The organism is Bradyrhizobium shewense, from assembly GCF_900094605.1.
Classification (GTDB): domain Bacteria; phylum Pseudomonadota; class Alphaproteobacteria; order Rhizobiales; family Xanthobacteraceae; genus Bradyrhizobium; species Bradyrhizobium shewense.
This window is the reverse complement of sequence record NZ_FMAI01000017.1, coordinates 37694-57949: the sequence shown is the minus strand read 5'-3', so window position 1 is coordinate 57949 and position 20256 is coordinate 37694. Positions and strand designations below refer to the sequence as shown.

The following is a 20256-nucleotide window of genomic DNA, read 5'->3' as shown; positions in this document are numbered from 1 at the left end:
CTGCTCTCTTACCCTCCCCAACCACCGCTGTCGTCCCGGACAAGCGCGCCCAAAGCGCGCGCAGATCCGGGACCCATAGCCACAGGAAGGCGATTGGCGAAGACTCGGAGTTGCCAGTTTAGCCCCATAACAGCTCCCTGTGGTTATGGGTCCCTGCGTTCGCAGGGACGACACTGAGAATGAGGCTCGGACTTCGCGCCTCACTCACCGTCAGCTCCTAATTCACCCCCTGCGCCCCGCGAATCAGCTTCCCCGGCCGCCTGCCCGTGGCCTCGCCATGCCGCCGCGTCACCACGCCCGAGACGATCGTGGCCTCATAGCCGTCGACGTCCTGCAGCAGGCGCCGCCCGCCGACCGGCAGATCGTAATGCACCTTCGGCGGATGCAAATGCAGGCGGTCATAGTCGATCACGTTGACGTCAGCCTTGTAGCCTGGCGCAATCAGGCCGCGATCGGTGAGGCCGACCGAGAGTGCGGTCTTGCGCGACTGTGCCGCGACCACGAACGGGATCGACAGCTTCTCGCCGCGCTTGCGGTCACGCGTCCAGTGCGTCAGCAGATAGGTGGGGAAGCTGGCATCGCAGATGATGCCGCAATGCGCGCCGCCGTCGGACAGGCCCGGCACCGATTGCGGATCGATCAGCATCTCGCGCGTCGCGTCGAGATTGCCGTCGGCATAGTTGAGGAACGGCACGTACAGCATGCCGCGGCCCTGGTCCGACAGCATCGCATCATAGGCGAGCTCTTCCGGCTGACGGCCCTGCTTGCGCGCCTGCGGCCCCAGCGCGTTCTCCGGCGGCTGCTCGTAATCGGGGGGATCGCCGAGCAGAAACATCTTGTCGTAGTTGGGCCGGAAGAACAGCGGATCGTCGGTGGCGGTCGCCGTCTCGCTCAGGATTGCCTTGCGCACGTCGGCCTGGTGCAGCCGCGCCAGCCGCTCCTTCAAGGGAAGATGCGCGATCGCCTTGTAGCTCGGATGAGTCTGGAACGGATTGCGCGACAGCTCGAGCCCGAGCAGCAGGCCGACGGGGCGCGCTGCGATCTGCGCGGTGATGGAGAGGCCGCGCTTCGCCGCCGCATTGATCTCGTCCAGCGTCTGGCGCCAGCGGTTTGGCGATCTGTCGTTCTGCGTGATCGAGAACGAGATCGGGCACTTCGTCGTGTCGGCGACCCGCAGCATCATCGGCAGGTCCTCGTGGATGGTGGAGAGATCGAGCACGAATTGCAGCACGCTGCGGCCCTGGCTGTGCATCGCCCCGGCAATCGCGGTGAGCTCGTCCTCTCCGGCCTTCAGCGTCGGTGTGAAGTCGCCGGTGGAGGTGCGGTGGTTGAGCGTGCGCGAGGTCGAGAAGCCGAGTGCGCCGGAGCGCACCGCTTCGCCCGCGAGCTTGGCCATCGCGGCATTGTCTTCGGCGGTCGAGGGATCGCGGCGTGCGCCGCGCTCGCCCATGACGTAGACCCGCAGCGCCGCATGCGGCAGTTGCGCGCCGACATCGATGTCGAAATCGCGCTTGGAGAGCCAGTTCATGTAGTCCGGAAAGCTCTCCCACGCCCACGGAATGCCGGCGCTGAGGACAGGCTCGGGAATATCCTCGACGCCTTCCATCAGCTGGATCAGGCGGGTGTGGTCGGCGGGCTTGCACGGCGCAAAGCCGACGCCGCAATTGCCCATGATCGCGGTGGTGACGCCGTTCTGCGACGACGGCGTGATGTCCTGGCTCCAGGTGACCTGGCCGTCGTAATGGGTGTGCACGTCGACGAAACCCGGCGTCACCAGCTTTCCGCGTGCGTCGATTTCCTCGGCGCCTTTGCCAGAGACCTTCCCGACCTCGCTGATCCTGCCGCCGGTGATGGCGACATCGGCCTCGAACAGTTCGCCGCCGCGACCGTCCGCGACGGTGCCGCCGCGGATGACAAGATCAGGATGGTTCATGTGTTTCTTCCCGGTTTGTTTCTTGTTTCTTGTCGTCGTCCCGGACAAGCGCGCCCTAAGCGCGCGCAGATCCGGGACCCATAACCACAGGGGGGCATTTGGCGAAGATTCGGAGTGACCAGTCTCGCGCCACGTCTCCTCCCTGTGGTTATGGGTCCCCGCCTTCGCGGGGACGACGACCGAATTTGTAGCTACGCCTTCGCTTCCCGCTTCCGCTCCGTGAACGGCGATAGCACCACCGTCGCCACCATGAACACCACCGACGCGCCGAACACCCAGTGTGGCGCACTCTGGTCCATGATCCAGCCGAACAGCAGCGGTGAGATGCCGCCGCCGAGATTGAAGCCGGTGGAGACGATGCCGAAGGCGCGCCCCGCAGCGCCGGCAGGTGCTGCGTTGCGCACCAGCATGTCGCGCGAGGGGGCGATCACGCCGGAGAGAAAACCCGCCGCCGTCATCGCCGCGGTCAGAGCCCAGCCGGGCAGCGTCACCAGCGCGATCAGCAGCACGATCGCCGCGTTCACGGCAAAGCAGGCCGCTGCGACATAGCCATGGCGTTCGGTGTGATCGGCGAGGAAACCGCCGGCCAGCACGCCGGCGGCGCTGGCGCCAAGGAATGCCGTCAGCATGACGTTGGCGGCCGAGTAGGACGTGCCATAGCCGCTCATCAGCGCGACAACGCCGAAATTGTTGATACCGGCGACCGAGAGACTGAGCAGCATGAACAGCGCGGTCAGCACGATCAGCGCCTGTGTGATGACAGCCTGCTTCGGCGCGTTCTCCGCGCCCGGCCTCTTCTTGCTGGCGCCGGCGTCGGGAATGTTCATGACGAGCAGCAGCAATGCCACCAGAATGCCGATCGCACCCGATGCGATCAGCGCGCCGACGCCGCCCGACAGGGTGACGAGCGCCGCCACGATCGCCGGCGCCACCGCGCCTCCGAGAAAACCGGCAAAGGTGTGGATCGAGAAGGCGCGGCCCATCCGTGCCTCGTCCATGTGCTCGGCCAGGATCGCGTAGTCGGCGGGGTGATAGACGCTATTGGCGAGACCCAGCAGCACGGCGCAGGCGATCAGCGAGGCGTAGCTGAGGTGCAGGCCGAGCAGGATCAGCGCGAAGCCGCCGAGCGTGAGGCCAGCCAGCAGAATTCGCCGCGCGCCAAAATGGTCGACGAGATAGCCGGTCGGCGCCTGCGTCAGTCCGGACACCACCGCGAACACGGTGAGCGCGAAGCCGAGCTCGATATAGCCGACGCCGAGCTGCGCCTTGAGGAACGGGAACAGCATCGGCAGGACCAGCAGATGGAAATGGCTGACCCAATGCGCGATCGAGATTCCGGTCAGCGTGCGTAGCGCGCTGTCCGCCTTGCCTTGCTGCGGTGCGGCGAGAACGTCGATCATTGCAATTCCGGTTTCACTCCCTGGAAGGCGCGCAAACTATCGGGGAGAGCGGTTATTTGTCCATCAACGCAGGCGCATGGCAGGTAGTGCGGGTGGGGCGCTGCCATCTCAAGACCTGCTCACTGGTTCAGCGAGGCACACTGCGCTCCCTCCCCCCTTGTGGGGGAGGGCGGGGGAGAGGGGTATCCAGCAAAGGCTCCATCCGGTCGATGCAGAGTTAATCGCCGCGCTCTCGAAAGAGTGTGCCGTGTGGCACCCCTCTCCCTAACCCTCCGCCACAAGGGGGGAGGGAACGCACCGTTCGTGAGGTGAACTTCACGCCCTCACAACGACTCGTCATCCGGACCGTAGCGGTCGCGTTTGGGCGTCGCAATGTCGCCGTCCTCGTAGTCATCGTCGTCGAGAGGGGGCGGCGGTATCTTCGCCTTGTCTTCCGCCCGCTTCTTGTCAGCGATTTTGGGCGGCTCGATTGGCTTGCCGATCTTGGCCATGGCTGTTCCCGGATGGTGATGCTGCATCCGATCCTATCCGGAACATATGTGTAGTTTCTGACCTATCGCAAGCAGGGCCGTCAGTGCACGAGCGGCCCGCCCGCCTTCTTCCAGGCATCCACGCCGCCGGCGATATGGGCGGTGTTGGAAAGGCCGGCCGCCTTGGCGGCGGCCACCGCCATCGCCGAGCGCTCGCCAAAGGCGCAGAAGAACACGATGCGGCGGCCGGTGGCGGCGGCGACCTCGCGCAGCATGCCGCCGGGCTTGAGGCTCTCCTCGACGGACGGATAGGGCGTATGCAGCGCGCCTTCGAGCATGCCGTGCTTCATCCGCTCGTTGGTCTCGCGCAGATCGACCAGCAGCATGTCGGGCCGGCCGAGAATGCGGATCGCCTCGACCGCGCTGAGCGCACGGCCTTCCTTCTCCAGTTCCTCCTGATGCAGGCCGACATGCATGTTGGCGGGCACCGCCACGTCCATCATCTTCGGATTGGGCAGCTTCAGGTTGGCCATCAGCTCGATATATTCGTCGACCGACCGCACCTGGAGTCGCGGGTTGTAGCGCTTCTCTTCGCCGATGGTGGAGACGGTGTCGCCTTTGTAGTCATGCGCCGGGAATACCATCGTCTCGTCCGGCAGCTTGAGCAGGCGGTTGAAGATCGATTCGTATTGTGCGCGCGATGAGCCGTTCTGGAAATCGGTGCGGCCGGTGCCGCGGATCAGCAGCGTGTCGCCGGTGAAGACCCGGTCGCCCATCAGATAGGAATAGGAATCGTCGGTGTGGCCAGGCGTGTACATCACGTCGAGCGACAGGCCCTCGATCGTCACCTTGTCGCCGTCGGCGACCCGCATCGCCACCACGTCGGCCTTGGTCTGGTCGCCCATCACGGTCATGCAATGGGTGCGGTCGCGCAGCTCGCCGAGGCCGGTGACGTGGTCGGCATGCAAATGGGTGTCGACCGCCTTGACCAGCTTGAGGTCGAGCTCGCGCAGCAATTGGCAGTAGCGATCGACCTTCTCCAGCACGGGATCGAGGATCAGCGCCTCGCCGCCGGGGCGGCTGGCAAGGACGTAGCTGTAGGTGCCCGAAACGCTGTCGAAGAGCTGGCGGAAGATCATGGCAAGACCCCGGCGTGGCGTGATTTATAGATTCTACTACGTCGGGAGGCAAAAAGAGAAGTAATTCACTGCGCGAAGAAGAAAATTTGGAAGATTTTTATTCCGCGTGATGGGGGCGAGAGGGCGGGCGGTCCACAAATTCGGTGTCGTCCCTGCCTGGTGCGCAATTGCGCACTAGGGCTCATAAATCTGCGACGCCCGCTTTCAGGAGCGAAGCGGACACGCGACCCGGCCTGAGGGATAACGCCTTGTGACCCATTGCCGACATGATCCGTGTCCGACATTTTGGTCGCATGCTTGGGGATGAGAGCTATCTTGAAAGAATTGCTGATCTTGCACCTCAATTGAGAGAAGTGCTCGCTGAGCTAAAGGCCGAATGGTCAACTGAAGTGGTGCCCGTAACCCTCGTGGGTGCCGGATTGGCGGAAGCTCTTGTCGAGCATTTCAATCGACTGCCAAAAAGCACAATACAATCCGTCTTTGAACTCTGCGAACAAGCGCTCGAAGACGGCCCTGCTCAAGAACGTGCCGCGTTATCAACCGGCTTTCTTGAATCACTACAGCATGCAGATGGCACAAAGGCATTCGATTTCAGGTCGGTGGCAGGCTTCCTGGGGCCGAAGTTCAGAGAGCATTGCTCAGCGATGGATAGGTTTTGGAAAGCCACGACGAGCGGCTTGTAGAGGTCTGCTTCTAGCCCGAACGCGAAGTCCGGGCCAAGCCGCTCCCCGTCGGGTCATCAGGGTGGACAAGGCCACGGCCGACAGCTCTGACCTTCGGCACCACGCACTGTCCTTCATCCGCCTTGAGTGGTCTTGATTTTGCCGGTGGCGATGGGGCGGGCTTGAAAAACGCTGTCAGCGGCGGCAATCTCGGCCTGATTGAGGCTTCGATCTGACGAATCTCGGCTTATGCCGATCGATGCGAGGATCGACGATGAAGCAGCGGCCGATAGTGTGGCTTGCCGTTGTTGCAGGCGTGGTCCTGGTGCTTGCTGTCGCCTGGGCCGCCGTCCTCTGGACGCGCCCAGAGCCTATTCGCATCGCGTTCGCCAATTCGCTCTCTGGCCCGTCCGCCCCGATCGGGGCGGAAAGCCTGGTCGCGACGCAGCTTGCAATCGACGAGGTGAACGCCAAAGGGGGTGTCAACGGACGGCTGATTGAGCTCGTTCTGTTCGACGACGCAAGCAATCCAGCCGTGGCGCGCGCGAATGCGCAGGCGATTGCCGACAGCCCGTGCGTCGCTGTGCTCGGACATTATCTCAGCTCCGCGTCGCTCGCGGCGGCGCCGATATACAAGGATGCGCGGATACCGGCACTCACGGGAAGCTCGGCTGCCGACGATCTGACAAACAACAGTGAATATTATTTTCGTGCGCTGTCGCCGGTCTCCGTGCAGGCGCGCTCGATCGCGGAGCATCTGCGCGCCGTGATGAGGGAGCCAAAAGTCCGTCTCGTTCACACGCGCGATTCCTACGGCAAGAGTTTTGAGCATGGATTTGCGACGGCCTATCCGGCGGAGCAGCTGCGTGTGTTCGGACTGGACGTCGCAGCCGGTCAGATCGGATCGACGGATGAGGCGCTGGACGCTGCCGCGCAGGAGCCCGGGCCCGGTGTTATTGTCGTCGGCGCGGCAACCGATTTTAGCGCAGACATCGTCAAGGCGCTCCGCCGCCGCGGTATCAAGGGAATGATCATTGCATCCCAAGCCGCGGCCCGCGAAAGCTATTTGCAGAATTTCGCCAATGAGCCCGAGGAAAAAGCGCAGCCGGGTTTCTTCAGCGAGAATCTGTATGCTGCTTCCTCGCTGATGTTCGACAGTGCCGGTGTGGCAGCGCAGGTCTTTGCCGCCGACTACAAAGCGAAAGCGGGAACCTTGCCAAGCTGGGTTGCCGGCGGCTCGTATGACGCTGCGCGCCTGATGATCGATGCGCTAAAACGAGCTGCCGTACATCCCCGGTTTATGGGGCAGGGGATTCAGAAACGATCCGACAGCAAGGTTGCAGATCGCGACCGTGTGCGCGTCGCGCTTGCCGCGATCAACGATCCGAAATCGGCGGTCGTCGGGCTGACTGGGCGGCTCTATTTCAACGCGAACCGCGACATTCCGCGCCCGATTCGACTGGGTTTCTTCCGTTACGGTTTGTTCGTCACTGCGCCGCTGCAACTCGTACGCATCGATCAGCCCAAAGGAATCGATCTCGCCGCGGAACGAGAGGAGGGCCATGTCGTCACGTTCGGCGACCGACACTACTGGATACAGCGCGTCGTTTATACCGGCATCGACATCATTCGCGTCAGCCGGATCGACGTGAAGCAAAATTCGTTCAACGTCGACTTCTATCTCTGGATGCGGTTCGCCGGGGACGATGAAGCGCAGACGCACGTCGAGTTCCCGGCCTTGCTGGATCGCGGGGCGTTCGATCCGGCTCGGCCGATTCAGATTGGACAGGAAGACGGCCTGAGCTATCGGCTCTATCGAATCAACGGCGATTTCAAAGCCCGTTTCGATCTCCATGATTATCCGTTCGACACGCAGGAATTGCGCCTACGTTTCCAGAACACGGAGCAGCGGCGGGAACTCATCACCTATGTCATCGATCGGTTCGGCTTGCGCCTCGCCGACGACGGAAGCTCGCGGGCCGAGGATGGGGCCTATTCCGGACTTCAGCTCTGGCGATTTCTCGGACTGAACTACTTCGTCGAATCTCAGTCCAGCGGATCGACGCTCGGAAAGGCGTCCTCGTTTGGTGCCGAGGCAATGACGGAATTCGCAGGCTTCGATGCGACCATCATGCTGCGCCGCAGCTCCGCCATCTACATGCTGAAGAACCTGTTGCCGCTGTTTCTGCTCGTGCTCGTCGTGTTCGCGACGCTGTTCTTTCCCGAAACCATGTTTCGTGAACGCGTGACGATTCCAGTGACCTCGATCCTGGCGAGCGCGGTGCTGCTCGTGACGGTCGCCAGTCAGGTCGGCGATGTCGGATACACGGTGGTAGTCGAAGAGATGTTCTACATTTTCTTCATACTATGCCTGATGACGATATTGGCGGGCTACAAACATGAAAAACTTCGAGACGCCGGCCGAAAGCGCGCCGCTATTATTTTGGATCACGCCGCTCGGGTCATTTATGCCGGGACGGTACTCGCTGTAATCGTCGTGCTCTACCGGCGTTATGCCGTGTGAGGCAAGCGTGGATACCTCGCCGGTCCGCCACACCTCCTTGAAATTCGCAGCATGAGTCCGGATCTGGCCCTTGGCCGACATGACCAAGCGCGCCTCTTTTGTCCGTTTCCGATGGTCATGCGGACGTCGTCCGCCGGGCGGATTGGGTACACGCGTGTTCGGCGGGACAACGCCCCCTACGGCCTCACCACCGTATACCCGTTCTCCGCCAGGAACAGGATCTGCCCCACGCCCACCTGCACCGGCGTCGCGGACTGGATGAACTCCGGCCGCTTGCCCGTCTCGCGCTCGATCGTATCGACCGTGTTGAGACAGATGTCGAAGCGCACGCCCTGCGCGATCAGGCTTTCGACCTGCTTGCGACGCTCGCTGCCGGACAACAGGAGATCGACGCCGGGGCCGAACGCGACGACCTCGATCGCGATCTTGTCGGGGTCGTACGCCTTCAGAAGATTGTTGGCGACGCTTAGCACCAGCGCCTGCTTCCTTGCATCGCCATCGGAGAGTTGCAGCACGATCTTGTGCTCGGCGAACGGCTTGTCCTGAAGCGGCACCTGCTGCGCCGAGGCCGGCAGGATCGCGGCCCGGACCAGTAGCGCCAGCAGCAGCGCAAATAAGATCTGCGCCCGCATCATCCTTGTCCCGCAATACCCGGATTGTCCTCGACGCCCTTCAGCGTCACGCCGGAGCCGAGCCGCTCCTGAAACATCCGGCCCGAGCGCAGATATTTGCCGACGACGTCCCACACCGGCGCGCCTTGCTGGCCGTTGACCGAAGCCCAGCCTGCGACCTTGTAGCGGTGGCTGGCGCTGAGCGCCTTGCCGCCATGGAGCTTCACTTCCGAGATGCGGCCGCCGATCGCGGCGGTCGGCGTACAGGTGTAGCTGAGCCCACCGGCGCGCACCATGTCGCCGCCCTGCTGATAATAGGGATCGGCGTTGAAGAGGTTGTCGCAGACGTCTTCCAGCACGTCCTTGATCTGGGCTCCCGTCATCTCCTGCACATAGGTCTCGGGATAGGTGATCGCAGTCTCCGCGAGCAGGTCCTCCATGGTCAACGCCTGGCCCGACAGCGCGGTGACGCCCCAGCGGAACCCCGGAGACAGCGCGATCTCGGCATCGAGCTCGGTGCGCAGCGCGGTGCAGATCAGCTCGTCGACCGGCCCGGAGAAATTGCCGCGCCGATAGAGCAGGCGGTCAGGCGTTGCGATCTTTGCCGACCAGTCGGTCACATGCGGCGCGCGCAGCCGGCCGATCAGCTCGGCCATTCCAGGATCGGGTTTCAGCAGCTCGGAATAAACAGGCAGCAGATGATAATGAATGTCGCTGACCTTGCCCTTGTCGATCGCGAGATCGACCACGGCGAGGAATTTTCCGTTGGAGCCGGCATTGGTGACGAGCGTGGTGCCGCCGGCGTTCTTCACGGCGATCGGCTGCGGCACGGCGTCATGGGTATGGCCGCCGAGAATGACGTCGATGCCGGTGACGCGGCTTGCGAGCTTGAGGTCGACATCCATGCCGTTGTGCGACAGCAGGATGACGGCATCGACCTTGTCGGTGCCGCGCAAGGCATCGACATGCTTCTGCAACTCCTCCTCGCGGATGCCGAAGGTCCAGTCCGGCGTGAACCGCTTGGGGTGCGCGATCGGCACGTAAGGGAAGGCCTGGCCGACGATCGCGACCCGATGACCGCCGATCTCCTTGATCATCGAAGGCTTGAACACGCGCCCCGTGGCCTTGTCGAATGCGGGAGCGTCGTTGAACGCGGCTTCCTCGGTCAGGAACACGTTCTGCGCCAGAAACTCGCCCTTGAAACGCTCGAGATTGTCGCGCAGCGTCTGCTCGCCATAGGTGAATTCCCAATGCCCGGTCATCGCTTCGATGCCGAGCAGATTGGCGACCTCGACCATGTCGCGGCCCTGCATGATGTTGGCAAGCCCGGTGCCCTGCCAGAGATCGCCGCCGTCGACCAGCAACGAACGCTTCTCTCCGACATCGCCACGCAAGCGATCGACCAGCGTCTTCAGATGGGCAAAGCCGCCGAGCTTGCCAAAGCGGCCTGCCGACTTCTCGAACTCGACGCAGGTGAAGGCATAGGCATCGGCGCTGTCGGGACGGATGCCGAAACGATCGAGAAAGGCGCGGCCGACCAGATGCGGCGGCCGCCCGGCCATCTCACCGATGCCGATATTGATGCTGGGCTCGCGGAAATAAACCGGGTTGAGCTGCGCATGCGTATCGGTGATGTGCAGGATGCGCGCGTTGCCGAAGCGCTCGAGGTCGTAAATGCTCGCGGTCTCAGTCCCCCGCGCAAGTCGGGGCAGACTGAGCGATGCAGCGGCAAGGCCTGCGCTCTTCAGGAAATCGCGGCGGCGGATCGCCATACCAAAATTCTCCGCGCCCTCAATGTCGCAAGACTGTTTCAGTTGAGGCCAGTCTAGCGGATTTCCATCGCCTTCCAGGCTTCTTTTTCGGACGCCGCCTGGAAGATCGACGCCTTTGCCAGCGCCTCGGCCTCCCTGGCTGCGGCTGTGGCGCGGTCGAAATCGCCGCCATCCGCCGCTTTCTTGGCCGCGGCCAGCGTCGAGACGGTCACGGTCCACTGGTTGCGCAAGCCGGCAGCCTCCTTCGATGCGGCTTCCGCGGTGGCATAGGCCGCCTTGTAATCCGCTTCATTTGCCGCGCGCGCCGCTGACGCGAGGCCGAGCGCCAGCAGCATGGCGAGGGGAAGTGACCGCTTCATGGCCGCGCTCCCGGGCCAGATATCGGCAGGCCGTTGGCGACGTAGGAGAGGAAATATTCGACGTCGCGATATTCGTCCGCTTGCGGCTCCAGCGGAACCGCGCGGGTCTGGCTGTTGCAGGTCACGAAGCGGCGGCTGGTGGTGCCCATGCCGCTCCATTCGGAGCGGTAGATCGGCATCGCGTTCAGGATGCCGAGCGCTGGCGCCAGGACCTCGGCGCGGATGCGCTCGCCCGGGCTTTGCACATGGCAGCTGGCGCAGGAGAAATTCATCTGGCCGCGCCGCGTGTAGAAGTAGCGCTTGCCGTTCTCGAATGCCGCGAGCGCACGGGGATCATCGGGAATCTTGATGTCCATCGGCTTGCCGCGCGAGGTGAAGGCCATGTAGGCGGTGAGCGAGGCCATCTCGTCCTTGACGTAGGAGTAGGGCGCCTCGCCATTGGCCTCGCGGCAGCGGTTGAGCGCGAGCTCCAGCGTGACGACCTTGCCCTCCTTCTCGTCGAAGTAAGGATAGTTCTGGCGGATGCCGACGCCCCCGTTCGGGAAGCAATCGGCGTAGGTCTTGCCGTTCTTGAACGGGGTGGCGAACATCTCCTTGCCGGCGTCGAGTGCGAACTCGTAAGGCGGGAACTCCTCCTTCTCCTGCCACTGCCGCTTCATGTCCGCGTTCATGGAATACGGACCGTTGACGAAGTCCTCGTGCTTCACGTCGGGAAACTTCTGGAAGAAGAAGTTCTGGAACGCCTTGGCGTCGGCAACGGGATCGACCTTGTCGGCCGCGACGACGCGCGGAGAGGTGAGGGCGAACGCCACGAGCGCGGCGCTGAGCGAGCCAAGCAGCAGGGCAGATCGGGTCTTCATCACGAAATCTTCGCGGTGGTCGTATCCGACGCACCCTTGTTGTCGGTCCAGGAGATCTTGAGGTCGTCGCCCTTCTTGGCACCCTTGAAGCTGAACTTGACGTAGGGATCCTTGGAGACCGCGGTGCCCCAATCGGCGACGAAGACGTCCTTGCCGTTACATTCGAACTTCAGCTCCTGGATGAAGTGCGCGGGGATCAGCTCGCCCTTGGAATCCTTGACCAGGCCGGTGTCCATGGGGTGCTGGATCAGCGCCTGCACCTCGGTGATGTCGCCATTGGATGTTGCGCGCACGCGAATGCTTGATGCCATCGGACCGATCCTCCTAGCCGCCGCAGCCGCCGACGGTGACCTTCACTTCCTTGGTCGCGCTGTAGAGCTTGCCGTCAGCCTCGACGATGGCGACCAGTTTGGTGGTCTTGGCCATTTTCAGCCGGTTGGCGACGCCCGGAATGGTGCCGTCGGCGAACTTGTAGGATGCTGCAAGCGCGTACGGGTTCTCGGTCACGAAGAACGAGATCGAGCTCACCTTGTCGAGCGTCGTCGTCACCGACACCGGCACCACGCCACCGTTCTCGGCGATCTCGGGCGCATCCAGCTTGACCTTGTCGGAGGGCTCGGCGGTCTTGCCATAGAGCGCCTTGATCGCGTCGGCCTCGTGCTTCTGCTTGAAAGCCTCTTCCGGATATTTGTCGTTGGCCGCGGCACGCGCGGGCGCCGCCGCGAACGGCAGATTGCCAAGGCCGAGCAGGGCGACAGAGGCCGCGCCCTGAAGGATCAGGCGCCTCGTCGCAAGCGCGCCGGTGGTCGTGGTCATCTCAAGTCTCCTGGGCAGCCGGCCGTTACAGGGTCTGCAGGAAATCAACGATCGCGCTGATCTCCTGTTCGGTCAAAATCCGGTTCCGGCCGAACGGCGGCATCATGGTCTGCGGATTGCGCTTGGTCTCGTCGAAGATGATCGCGGTCAGCTCATTACGATCGGGGTATTTGGCTTTGAGGTCCTTCAGTTCCGGCCCGATTGTTCCCGGCAGGTCGCCGCCTTTGATGACGTGGCAGGTCAGGCAATTGCCCTTGCCGCGATCGAAAGCGAGCTTCTGGCCGTCGGCGACAGCGGATTGTGCCCGCGCCGGAGCCACAGCCGCGCCGGCGGAGAGGACCAGCGCCGCCAGGACGGCAAGCTTGCAAGGAAAGGCGGTCAAGGCATCGTCCCAGGCGTTATGTCGATGATCTCGTTTGCGGAAATATAAGCGTTCCAAAGCACAAAGGGCATCGTCTGACAATCAAGACTATGCACGCGGCAAAATGGAGTTAATATCCTGCGCATTGCAACCGATGAGATCGTTTGTTCATCCTAACAGGTTGGCACTAGCAAATTATTCTAGGGCGTTTGGCCCTTACGGGCCGTCTCTTCTGTTTCACATTTATTGGGGACTGACTTGGCTGAATATGTCGTCGAATTTGGCAGGGATGGCGGACGGGTCGAGCCGGATGGGCGGCTCGATGCACCGGCGTTCCATCGCAACCATGCGCCGATCTGGGCGGCGCTGGAAAAGCACCTCACCGGGCTGACCGGCAACGTGGTCGAGCTCGGCAGCGGAACCGGCCAGCACGTGGTCCATTTCGCCCGCCACACGCCTGGCCTGATCTGGTGGCCGAGCGACCTCAATCAGCGCCATCTCAAGAGCATCGAGGCCTGGCGCGTCCATACAGGCCTCGCGAACATCCGCAGCCCCCTGCGGATCGATCTCACCGATCCCGACTGGTGTCCGGAGATGAAAAGCGGACAGGCGCCGACGAGCCTTGCGGCGGTGTTCTGCGCCAATGTCATCCACATCGCGCCCTGGGCCGTGGCCGAGGGCCTGTTCGTCGGCGCCGGCCGCTACCTGCGCCCCGACGGCAAGCTGTTCCTCTACGGCCCGTTCAAGCGCGACGGCAAGCACACCGCGCTCAGCAATGCGGTGTTCGACACCTCCTTGCGGGAAGGCAATCCCGACTGGGGCGTGCGCGACATCAGCGATGTCGAGACGCTCGCGAAGGCTGCAGGTCTTCGCCTCGTCGATACGATCGACATGCCCGCAAACAATCTGACGCTGGTGTTCGAGCGATAAGCGACGTCTGCTTGAGCCGAGGGGCGTGCCGCGAAAGTGGTGCGCTCCCTCCCCCCTTTTGGGGGAGGGCGGGGGAGAGGGGTAACCCAGCAAACGGTCAATCCATCTGTGATCGTGACGCGCGCACAAATCGAGAGAGTCCCCGTGTGGCACCCCCCTCCCTGCCCCTCCCCCGCAAGGGGGGAGGGAATGAGAGAGCTGGGCCCGCCTCACCTCGCGATACGATCAGAGCTTCGAGAGCCCATCACTACTAGCCTTCATCCTTCCACCCGATCTTCTCCTTCAAGAACCGAAAACCGAGCACCTCGAAGCCAGCGCGCTCCTTGTTGTCCTTGCCGTAGCCGTGGCCGCCGGCTTCCGGCTCGTAGAACCAGGCCTCGTAGCCCATGGTCTGCAGCTTGGCCGCCATCTTGCGGGCGTGGCCGGGATGAACGCGGTCATCGCGCCTTGTGGTGGCGATCAGGATCGGCGGAAAGGTCTGGCCGGCTTTTACATTGTGATAGGCCGAGTAGGTTTTCAGCCACTCCCACTCCTCGGCCTTGTCGGGGTCGCCATATTCTGCGATCCAGCTCGCGCCCGCGAGCAGTTTTGTGTAGCGACGCATGTCGATCAGCGGGATGGTGCAGAACAGCGCGCCGAAGCGCTCGGGGTAGCGCACCAGCATGTTGGTGATGAGGATGCCGCCGTTCGATCCGCCCTGGGCCGCGATCCGTTTTGCGCTCGTCACGCCGCGGCGGACGAGATCGGCCGCGACCGCGGCGAAATCGTCATGCGAGAGTTTCTTGCCGGCGAGCCGGCCAGCATCGTGCCAGCGCGTGCCGAACTCGCCGCCGCCGCGCAAATTCGCCTGCACAATGGTGCCGCCGCGCTCCAGCCAGAGCTTGCCGAGCGAGGAATTGTAGTACGGCTTCACCGAATGGGCGAAGCCGCCATAGGCGCTCATATAGACCGGCGCATCGCCGGTCTCGCCTCCCGGGCCGGTCTGGACATAGGGAATGCGCTCGCCGTCAACAGAGGCCGCCTCGTGCTGGGTCACCACGAGGCCGTCGGCGGTGAACGTCTTCGGCGCCTGCTTCAGCACGACGGGGCTTGCGACGCCGCGCTCGATCAAGAGCAGCGACGGTGGGGTGAGCGGATCCTGCACATTGGCGAGCAGATCGCCGTTGCTCTCGCTGGGATGACGATCGAGCGGCCAGACGTCGACGACGCCGATTTGCGGCAGGCCGGGAAGCGTCTCGCGGCTCCAGCCGGCGGCCGACGGCGTGCGGATCTCAAAGCGCGGACGCAGCTCGTCAAGGATCGACAGCACGAGCTTGCCCGCCGCCCAGAACAGGCCTTGCAAAGCGCGCCGCGGCGCCGGCTCGAACAGCACCGCAAAATCGCGGCTGCCGTTCAGGAATGCCGACAGTGAGATGCCGAGCACGGTGTCGGTGGCGTAGGTCCGCCCGCCGGCCGTCCAGTCCTTGCGCAGCTTCATCGCGAACCAGTCGCCATGGGCCTGCAACCAGATGCCGGTCGGCAGATCGAGCTTGGTCATGCGACCGGCCGCGTCGCGCAGCCAGACCGCGTGATTGAAGAAGTCGATCTGCTCGACGATCCAGGCCCGCGGCTCAGGGCCGGTGTCGTCGGCGCCGCCATAGATCATCATGTGATCGGCGGTGGTCTCGATGATCACCTCGGCCTGATCGACCGGCTGACCGCGCCGCCACAGGCGAACTGTCCGCGAGTATCCGGAGTCCGTCACCATGCCCTTGCCATGGGCGCTCGACAGCAGCAGCGTGTCGGCATCAAGCCAGTCCGCACCGCCCTTGGCTTCCGGCAGTGTAAAGCCGTCCGCCACGAAGCTCTTCGTAACGAGGTCGAATTCGCGCAACGTCACAGCGTCGCTGCCACCGCGCGACAGGCTTAAAATGGCGCGCGAGCTTCCCGGCGTCGTGGCGATCCCGCTCAGCAGCCAGTCCTCGCCTTCGCGCGCTGCGAGCTGGTCGATATCCAGCATGGTCTCCCACGCAGGAGCAGCTTTGCGAAACTCCGTCAGCGTGGTCCGCCGCCACAGGCCGCGCGGGTTGGCGGCGTCCTTCCAGAGATTGTGCAAGTCGCTGCCGCGCCGGCTGACATAGGGAATGTTGTCGGGGCGATCATAGATCGCTGCGAGGATGTCGCGGTCGTGCTCGAAGGCTTTGCCACCGAACGCCTGGAGCGTCAGGCTGTTCTGCCGCTCGACGAAATCGAGCGCCTGCGTGCCCTCGATCTCCTCCAGCCACAGCCAGGGATCGTCGTCGGGAGCGCTGAGCGTGGGCCTGTCGTCGACGGTCATGAACGAAACTCCGAAAAATAGCGGCGGATAGGATTTGATCGAGCGCAAGCCGTCAAGTGCGCAGCCCGCTATCATCGCACCGATTGCGTCAGAGGCATGGCCTGCGCCCGTTTGCGCCGGTTGCCCGGCCATGCGCGTCCCTCCATAGTGCCGGGAATCAACAAGCCCTTGAGCCCGTTCGGGCAGAAAAAGCCGATGCTTGACGTGACTTCTGCCCATGAGATCGCCGACGACGCTCGCGTGCGCGCCAATGTGGTGCGCCTCGCCGCAGCCCAGGCGCTGACCGGCGCCAACTCGGCCGTGATCTTCGCCACTGGCGCGATCGTCGGCGCCACGCTCGCGCCCGACATGTCGTTCGCGACGGTACCGATCTCGATGTATGTGGTCGGACTTGCCGCCGGCACGCTGCCGACCGGCGCGATCTCGCGCCGCTTCGGCCGCCGCGCGGCCTTCGTCATCGGCACCGCTCTCGGCACGCTCACCGGCGTGCTCGGCTCGTTCGCGATCCTGCACGGCTCGTTCGCGCTGTTCTGCATCGCGACCTTCCTCGGCGGCCTCTACGGCTCCGTGGCGCAGTCCTATCGCTTCGCCGCTGCCGACGGCGCCAGCGCGGCCTACCGGCCCAAGGCGGTGTCCTGGGTGATGGCCGGCGGCGTGTTCGCCGGCGTGCTCGGTCCGCAGCTCGTGCAATGGACCATGGATGTCTGGCAGCCCTATCTGTTCGCCTTCAGCTTCCTGGTGCAGGCCGCAGTAGCGCTGATCGCCATGGGCATCGTCGCCGGCGTCGATATGCCCAAACCCGCACCGGCCGATCTGCATGGCGGCCGGCCGTTGCTCACCATCGTGACCCAGCCGCGCTTCGTCGCCGCGGCGCTGTGCGGCATCATCTCCTATCCCATGATGAATCTGGTGATGACCTCGGCGCCGCTCGCCATGAAGATGTGCGGGCTGTCCGTGTCCGATTCCAATTTCGGCATTCAATGGCACATCGTCGCGATGTATGGGCCGAGCTTCTTCACGGGCACGCTGATCGCCCGCTTCGGCGCACCGAAGGTCGTGGCCGCCGGCCTGCTGCTGGAAGCCGGCGCCGCCGGCATCGGTCTCTCCGGTCTCACCGCGATGCACTTCTGGGCCACGCTGATCGTGCTCGGTGTCGGCTGGAATTTCTCCTTCATCGGTGCTTCAGCCCTGGTGCTGGAGACGCACCGCCCGCAGGAGCGCAACAAGGTGCAGGCCTTCAACGATTTCCTGGTGTTCGGCATGATGGCGATCGGCTCGTTCTCCTCCGGACAATTGCTCGCCAGTTACGGCTGGTCGGCGGTGAACCTGGTGGTGTTCCCGCCGGTGGTGCTGGGCCTTGCCGTGCTCTCGCTGGTCTCCTGGGCCCGCCGCCGCAAGGCGCGGCTGGAGGCGGCAATGGGCGAGTTCCCGGACGCGATTTGACTGGCAGGAGATTGTCAGCAACGTTGATACTTCGATCCAGGTCGAAGTGATTTTAAGGCGAGGGCTATTTAGATGTCGTCATGGCCGGGCCTGCCCCGGCCATCCACGTCTTAGGTGCTGGGATCGAACAACGTGGATTCCCGGGCATGACGGAGTAAGCGGCGATGCTCGACAATCCCCAAGCCCCAGCGATCGATGAATCCTCCCTTCGCTACGAAGGCTGGCGCATCGTCGCGGTCTGCTTCCTGCTGGCGACCTTCGGCTGGGGGCTCGGCTTCTACGGCCAGAGCGTCTATGTCGCCGAGCTGCAGCGCGCGCGGGGCTGGCCAACCACACTGATCTCATCGGGCACCACGTTCTTCTATCTGTTCGGCGCGCTGCTCGTCGTGTTCGTCGGCGAAGCCGTGAGGAGATACGGTCCGCGCCTCTGCCTGATCGCCGGCACGCTGGCGATGGCGGCAGCTAGCGTTGCGATCGGCGCGGTGCGCGAGCCCTGGCAGCTTTATCTCGCCGACGCCGTGCTCGCCTTCGGCTGGGCCGGCACCAGTCTCGCCATGATCACCAACACGATCAGCTTGTGGTTCGACCACAAGCGCGGCATGGCGATCAGCCTTGCGCTCAATGGCGCCAGCTTCGGCGGCATCGTCGGCGTGCCGCTGCTGGTGACGCTGATCGGCCATGTCGGCTTTGCCAGCGCGATGTACGCCGCTGCCGGCGCCATGCTGGTGCTGCTGCTGCCGGTGATCCTTGTTCTCGTCGGCCGGCCGCCCGATCACCATGGCTGGCACGCGGCGGCGAAGGCGAAGCCGCAATCATCGACGCAGATCCGCGCATGGGCGCTGCGCGACGTCGGCTTCCTCACGGTGACGATTGCGTTTGCGCTGGTGCTGTTCGCGCAGGTCGGCTTCATCGTGCATCTGATCTCGTTCCTCGATCCCGTGATCGGCCGCGAGCGCGCGGCGGTCGCCGTCGCGGTGCTGACCGCGATGGCGGTGGTCGGCCGCGTGCTGTTCTCGCTGGTGATCGATCGTCTCAACCAGCGGCTGGCCTCCGCGTTGTCGTTCCTCAGCCAGGCCGCGGCGCTTCTGGTCGTCATCAACCTGCACAACGATTACGTGCTGATCGCGGCCTGCGCGGTGTTCGGCTTCTCCGTCGGCAATCTGATCACGCTGCCGTCGCTGATCGTGCAGCAGGAGTTCGATTCGGCTTCGTTCGGCGTGCTGATCAGCCTCAATACCGCGATCAACCAGGTGACCTACGCGTTCGGCCCGGGCGTCGTTGGCTTTCTGCGCGATTGGTCCGGCGGTTATTCGCTGCCGTTCTATCTCTGCATCGCGCTGGAGGTGGTAGCGGCGGCGTTGATCATGGTGTGGGGCAAGCCCCGGGCGAAGCTCGCGTAGGGTGGGCAAAGGCGCAAAGCGCCGTGCCCACGATTGCTCGATGAGTCAGCAGGATTCGTGGGCACGCTTCGCTTTGCCCACCCTACGAGACTATCCTTGCCGATCCCTCAACAACGCCTCCACATCCAGCCGTTTCGTGAACATCGCAAGCTTGCCATCCGGCCCGAACGGCCATTGCTCCCTCGGCTTGTCCCAATACAGCTCGACGCCATTCTCATCCGGATCGCGCAGATAAAGCGCCTCGCTGACGCCGTGATCGCTGGCGCCATCGAGCGCAATGCCGGCCGAGCGCACGCGGTGCAGCGCATCGGCGAGCGCGGCGCGCGTCGGATAGAGGATGGCGGTGTGATAGAGCCCGGTCGTGCCTGGCGGCGGCGGCGAGCCGCCCTTGCTTTCCCAGGTGTTGAGCCCGATGTGGTGATGATAGCCGCCGGCCGAGATAAAGGCCGCGCCCGAGCCCATGCGCTGCATCAGCTCGAAGCCGAGCACGCCGCAATAGAAGCCGAGCGCACGATCGAGATCGGCGACCTTGAGGTGAACGTGGCCGATCCTGGTGCCGGCGGCGACGGCTGGGCTTTGCGGCATGGGAATACTCCGTTGAAAACCAGCAGATAAGGCGGGCTGCGGCACATTGCGACGGCCCATTCCGAAACCCAGCGTTTCCGGAAACAGAAACTAAGCCAGCTCCGGCACCTCACCCTCGGGCAGCTCGAATTCGAACGTGTTCAGCGTCATCGACACCATCGTGTAGTAACCGCACAATCCGATCACCTCGACCACGCCGCGCTCACCGAGAAGCTTCACCGCCTCATCATAGAGGCCCTTCTCGACGCCGTGGCCCTCGTGCAGCGATTTCGCCACGTCGTAGATCATCCTGCCCCTGGGATCGTCGAACTCAGGCGTGCGGCGGTCGCGGATCGCGTCGATGATCTCGGGCTTCATGCCGCCCGCCAGTGCCAGCCGTTTATGCGCGTACCATTCGTAATGCGCGGTCCAGTGCCGCGCCGTCACCAGGATCGCAATCTCTGAAAGCTTTGCGGGGAATATCGTGTCGAAGCGCAGCACTTCGCCGAGCCGCGTGGCGTGACGGGCCATCTCAGGGCTGTTCAGCCAGGCCATCATCGGCGCCGGCGGCTTGCCGCGCTTGCCGGCAATCGACTCGTCATAGGTCTGCCGCTGGCTCTCGTTCATTTCGCCAGGCGAAAGAAGTTTCAGGCGCATCGTCGTTTCCTCTTTGTTTTCAAGCACCGCCCTGGTCG

At 63.8% G+C, this 20256-nt stretch carries 19 protein-coding genes; 5 read left to right on the top strand and 14 right to left on the bottom strand.

Features of this window, described 5'->3' with window-relative positions; genetic code table 11:
- Positions 1 to 217 precede the first annotated feature (217 nt).
- The 4 genes from GA0061098_RS28115 to GA0061098_RS28100 form a co-directional block, all read right to left on the bottom strand.
- Positions 218 to 1933: an N-acyl-D-amino-acid deacylase family protein gene (locus GA0061098_RS28115; protein ID WP_091964310.1), complete on the bottom strand. Its 1716-nt coding sequence runs from the start codon at positions 1931 to 1933 to the stop codon at positions 218 to 220.
- A 191-nt stretch (positions 1934 to 2124) separates the two neighbouring features.
- Positions 2125 to 3333 (bottom strand): MFS transporter, encoded by a 1209-nt coding sequence (locus GA0061098_RS28110; RefSeq protein WP_091964306.1) that lies wholly within the window; start codon positions 3331 to 3333, stop codon positions 2125 to 2127.
- A gap of 323 nt (positions 3334 to 3656) precedes the next feature.
- On the bottom strand, positions 3657 to 3824 hold the full coding sequence (locus tag GA0061098_RS28105) for a hypothetical protein (RefSeq protein ID WP_165637654.1): 168 nt from the start codon (positions 3822 to 3824) through the stop codon (positions 3657 to 3659).
- A gap of 80 nt (positions 3825 to 3904) precedes the next feature.
- Positions 3905 to 4942 carry an MBL fold metallo-hydrolase gene (locus GA0061098_RS28100; protein WP_018316818.1) on the bottom strand — a complete coding sequence of 346 codons (1038 nt, stop codon included), beginning with the start codon at positions 4940 to 4942 and terminating at the stop codon, positions 3905 to 3907.
- A gap of 266 nt (positions 4943 to 5208) precedes the next feature.
- Between GA0061098_RS28100 and GA0061098_RS44125 the strand changes: the two genes are divergently transcribed.
- Both GA0061098_RS44125 and GA0061098_RS28095 read left to right on the top strand, forming a co-directional pair.
- Entirely contained in the window at positions 5209 to 5625 is a 417-nt protein-coding gene (locus GA0061098_RS44125) for a DUF7674 family protein (protein ID WP_129590980.1), read from the top strand.
- Between the two features lie 253 nt (positions 5626 to 5878).
- On the top strand, positions 5879 to 8128 hold the full coding sequence (locus GA0061098_RS28095) for an ABC transporter substrate-binding protein (protein WP_165637653.1): 2250 nt from the start codon (positions 5879 to 5881) through the stop codon (positions 8126 to 8128).
- 176 nt (positions 8129 to 8304) lie between these two features.
- Here GA0061098_RS28095 and GA0061098_RS28090 read toward each other — a convergent pair whose 3' ends face one another.
- The 7 genes from GA0061098_RS28090 to soxX are packed head-to-tail and all read right to left on the bottom strand — an operon-like array spanning position 8305 to position 12898.
- The gene (locus tag GA0061098_RS28090) at positions 8305 to 8763 is read right to left on the bottom strand and encodes a DsrE family protein (protein WP_091964298.1); all 459 of its coding nucleotides are present in this window, start codon (positions 8761 to 8763) and stop codon (positions 8305 to 8307) included.
- Entirely contained in the window at positions 8760 to 10511 is a 1752-nt protein-coding gene (soxB, locus tag GA0061098_RS28085; protein ID WP_091964296.1) for a thiosulfohydrolase SoxB, read from the bottom strand. Before soxB ends, GA0061098_RS28090 begins: the two co-directional genes overlap by 4 nt.
- Positions 10512 to 10564: 53 nt before the next feature.
- Positions 10565 to 10870 carry a hypothetical protein gene (locus tag GA0061098_RS28080; protein ID WP_091964293.1) on the bottom strand — a complete coding sequence of 102 codons (306 nt, stop codon included), beginning with the start codon at positions 10868 to 10870 and terminating at the stop codon, positions 10565 to 10567.
- Positions 10867 to 11730, bottom strand: coding sequence for a sulfur oxidation c-type cytochrome SoxA (gene soxA / locus GA0061098_RS28075; protein WP_165637652.1), 864 nt, complete (start codon positions 11728 to 11730; stop codon positions 10867 to 10869). The genes GA0061098_RS28080 and soxA overlap by 4 nt, the downstream gene beginning before the upstream one ends.
- Positions 11730 to 12041, bottom strand: coding sequence for a thiosulfate oxidation carrier complex protein SoxZ (gene soxZ, locus GA0061098_RS28070; protein WP_091964287.1), 312 nt, complete (start codon positions 12039 to 12041; stop codon positions 11730 to 11732). Before soxZ ends, soxA begins: the two co-directional genes overlap by 1 nt.
- Positions 12042 to 12054: 13 nt before the next feature.
- Positions 12055 to 12546 (bottom strand): thiosulfate oxidation carrier protein SoxY, encoded by a 492-nt coding sequence (gene soxY / locus GA0061098_RS28065; protein ID WP_091964284.1) that lies wholly within the window; start codon positions 12544 to 12546, stop codon positions 12055 to 12057.
- Positions 12547 to 12571: 25 nt separating this feature from the next.
- Positions 12572 to 12898, bottom strand: a complete 327-nt coding sequence (soxX, locus tag GA0061098_RS28060) for a sulfur oxidation c-type cytochrome SoxX (RefSeq protein ID WP_091964576.1) — start codon at positions 12896 to 12898, stop codon at positions 12572 to 12574.
- 267 nt (positions 12899 to 13165) lie between these two features.
- Between soxX and GA0061098_RS28055 the strand changes: the two genes are divergently transcribed.
- Positions 13166 to 13837, top strand: a complete 672-nt coding sequence (locus tag GA0061098_RS28055) for a DUF938 domain-containing protein (RefSeq protein WP_091964280.1) — start codon at positions 13166 to 13168, stop codon at positions 13835 to 13837.
- Positions 13838 to 14087: 250 nt separating this feature from the next.
- Here the strand turns inward: GA0061098_RS28055 and GA0061098_RS28050 are convergent, their stop codons facing one another.
- Positions 14088 to 16154: a prolyl oligopeptidase family serine peptidase gene (locus GA0061098_RS28050; protein ID WP_165637651.1), complete on the bottom strand. Its 2067-nt coding sequence runs from the start codon at positions 16152 to 16154 to the stop codon at positions 14088 to 14090.
- Positions 16155 to 16349: 195 nt separating this feature from the next.
- Here GA0061098_RS28050 and GA0061098_RS28045 point away from each other — a divergent pair, with 195 nt between their 5' ends.
- A complete protein-coding gene (locus tag GA0061098_RS28045; protein ID WP_091964572.1) occupies positions 16350 to 17597 on the top strand; it encodes an MFS transporter in 1248 nt (415 codons plus the stop codon).
- A gap of 164 nt (positions 17598 to 17761) precedes the next feature.
- A complete protein-coding gene (locus GA0061098_RS28040; RefSeq protein WP_091964277.1) occupies positions 17762 to 18997 on the top strand; it encodes an MFS transporter in 1236 nt (411 codons plus the stop codon).
- A gap of 90 nt (positions 18998 to 19087) precedes the next feature.
- Here the strand turns inward: GA0061098_RS28040 and GA0061098_RS28035 are convergent, their stop codons facing one another.
- Together GA0061098_RS28035 and GA0061098_RS28030 are read right to left on the bottom strand one after the other, a co-directional pair.
- Positions 19088 to 19582, bottom strand: coding sequence for a VOC family protein (locus GA0061098_RS28035; RefSeq protein ID WP_091964271.1), 495 nt, complete (start codon positions 19580 to 19582; stop codon positions 19088 to 19090).
- A gap of 90 nt (positions 19583 to 19672) precedes the next feature.
- On the bottom strand, positions 19673 to 20218 hold the full coding sequence (locus GA0061098_RS28030) for a carboxymuconolactone decarboxylase family protein (RefSeq protein ID WP_091964570.1): 546 nt from the start codon (positions 20216 to 20218) through the stop codon (positions 19673 to 19675).
- Between the last annotated feature and the right edge of the window lie 38 nt (positions 20219 to 20256).

What these genes read in the sequence shown, in the direction of transcription:
- GA0061098_RS28030 (WP_091964570.1), bottom strand. Translation starts at nt 20,218, where the DNA reads ATGCGCCTGAAACTTCTTTCGCCTGGCGAAATGAACGAGAGCCAGCGG.
- GA0061098_RS28045 (WP_091964572.1), top strand. Translation starts at nt 16,350, where the DNA reads ATGCTTGACGTGACTTCTGCCCATGAGATCGCCGACGACGCTCGCGTG.
- GA0061098_RS28040 (WP_091964277.1), top strand. Translation starts at nt 17,762, where the DNA reads ATGCTCGACAATCCCCAAGCCCCAGCGATCGATGAATCCTCCCTTCGC.
- GA0061098_RS28035 (WP_091964271.1), bottom strand. Translation starts at nt 19,582, where the DNA reads ATGCCGCAAAGCCCAGCCGTCGCCGCCGGCACCAGGATCGGCCACGTT.
- soxZ (WP_091964287.1), bottom strand. Translation starts at nt 12,041, where the DNA reads ATGGCATCAAGCATTCGCGTGCGCGCAACATCCAATGGCGACATCACC.
- GA0061098_RS28080 (WP_091964293.1), bottom strand. Translation starts at nt 10,870, where the DNA reads ATGAAGCGGTCACTTCCCCTCGCCATGCTGCTGGCGCTCGGCCTCGCG.
- GA0061098_RS28050 (WP_165637651.1), bottom strand. Translation starts at nt 16,154, where the DNA reads ATGACCGTCGACGACAGGCCCACGCTCAGCGCTCCCGACGACGATCCC.
- GA0061098_RS28110 (WP_091964306.1), bottom strand. Translation starts at nt 3,333, where the DNA reads ATGATCGACGTTCTCGCCGCACCGCAGCAAGGCAAGGCGGACAGCGCG.
- soxA (WP_165637652.1), bottom strand. Translation starts at nt 11,730, where the DNA reads ATGAAGACCCGATCTGCCCTGCTGCTTGGCTCGCTCAGCGCCGCGCTC.
- soxY (WP_091964284.1), bottom strand. Translation starts at nt 12,546, where the DNA reads ATGACCACGACCACCGGCGCGCTTGCGACGAGGCGCCTGATCCTTCAG.
- GA0061098_RS28095 (WP_165637653.1), top strand. Translation starts at nt 5,879, where the DNA reads ATGAAGCAGCGGCCGATAGTGTGGCTTGCCGTTGTTGCAGGCGTGGTC.
- soxB (WP_091964296.1), bottom strand. Translation starts at nt 10,511, where the DNA reads ATGGCGATCCGCCGCCGCGATTTCCTGAAGAGCGCAGGCCTTGCCGCT.
- GA0061098_RS28090 (WP_091964298.1), bottom strand. Translation starts at nt 8,763, where the DNA reads ATGATGCGGGCGCAGATCTTATTTGCGCTGCTGCTGGCGCTACTGGTC.
- GA0061098_RS44125 (WP_129590980.1), top strand. Translation starts at nt 5,209, where the DNA reads ATGATCCGTGTCCGACATTTTGGTCGCATGCTTGGGGATGAGAGCTAT.
- GA0061098_RS28100 (WP_018316818.1), bottom strand. Translation starts at nt 4,942, where the DNA reads ATGATCTTCCGCCAGCTCTTCGACAGCGTTTCGGGCACCTACAGCTAC.
- GA0061098_RS28105 (WP_165637654.1), bottom strand. Translation starts at nt 3,824, where the DNA reads ATGGCCAAGATCGGCAAGCCAATCGAGCCGCCCAAAATCGCTGACAAG.
- GA0061098_RS28115 (WP_091964310.1), bottom strand. Translation starts at nt 1,933, where the DNA reads ATGAACCATCCTGATCTTGTCATCCGCGGCGGCACCGTCGCGGACGGT.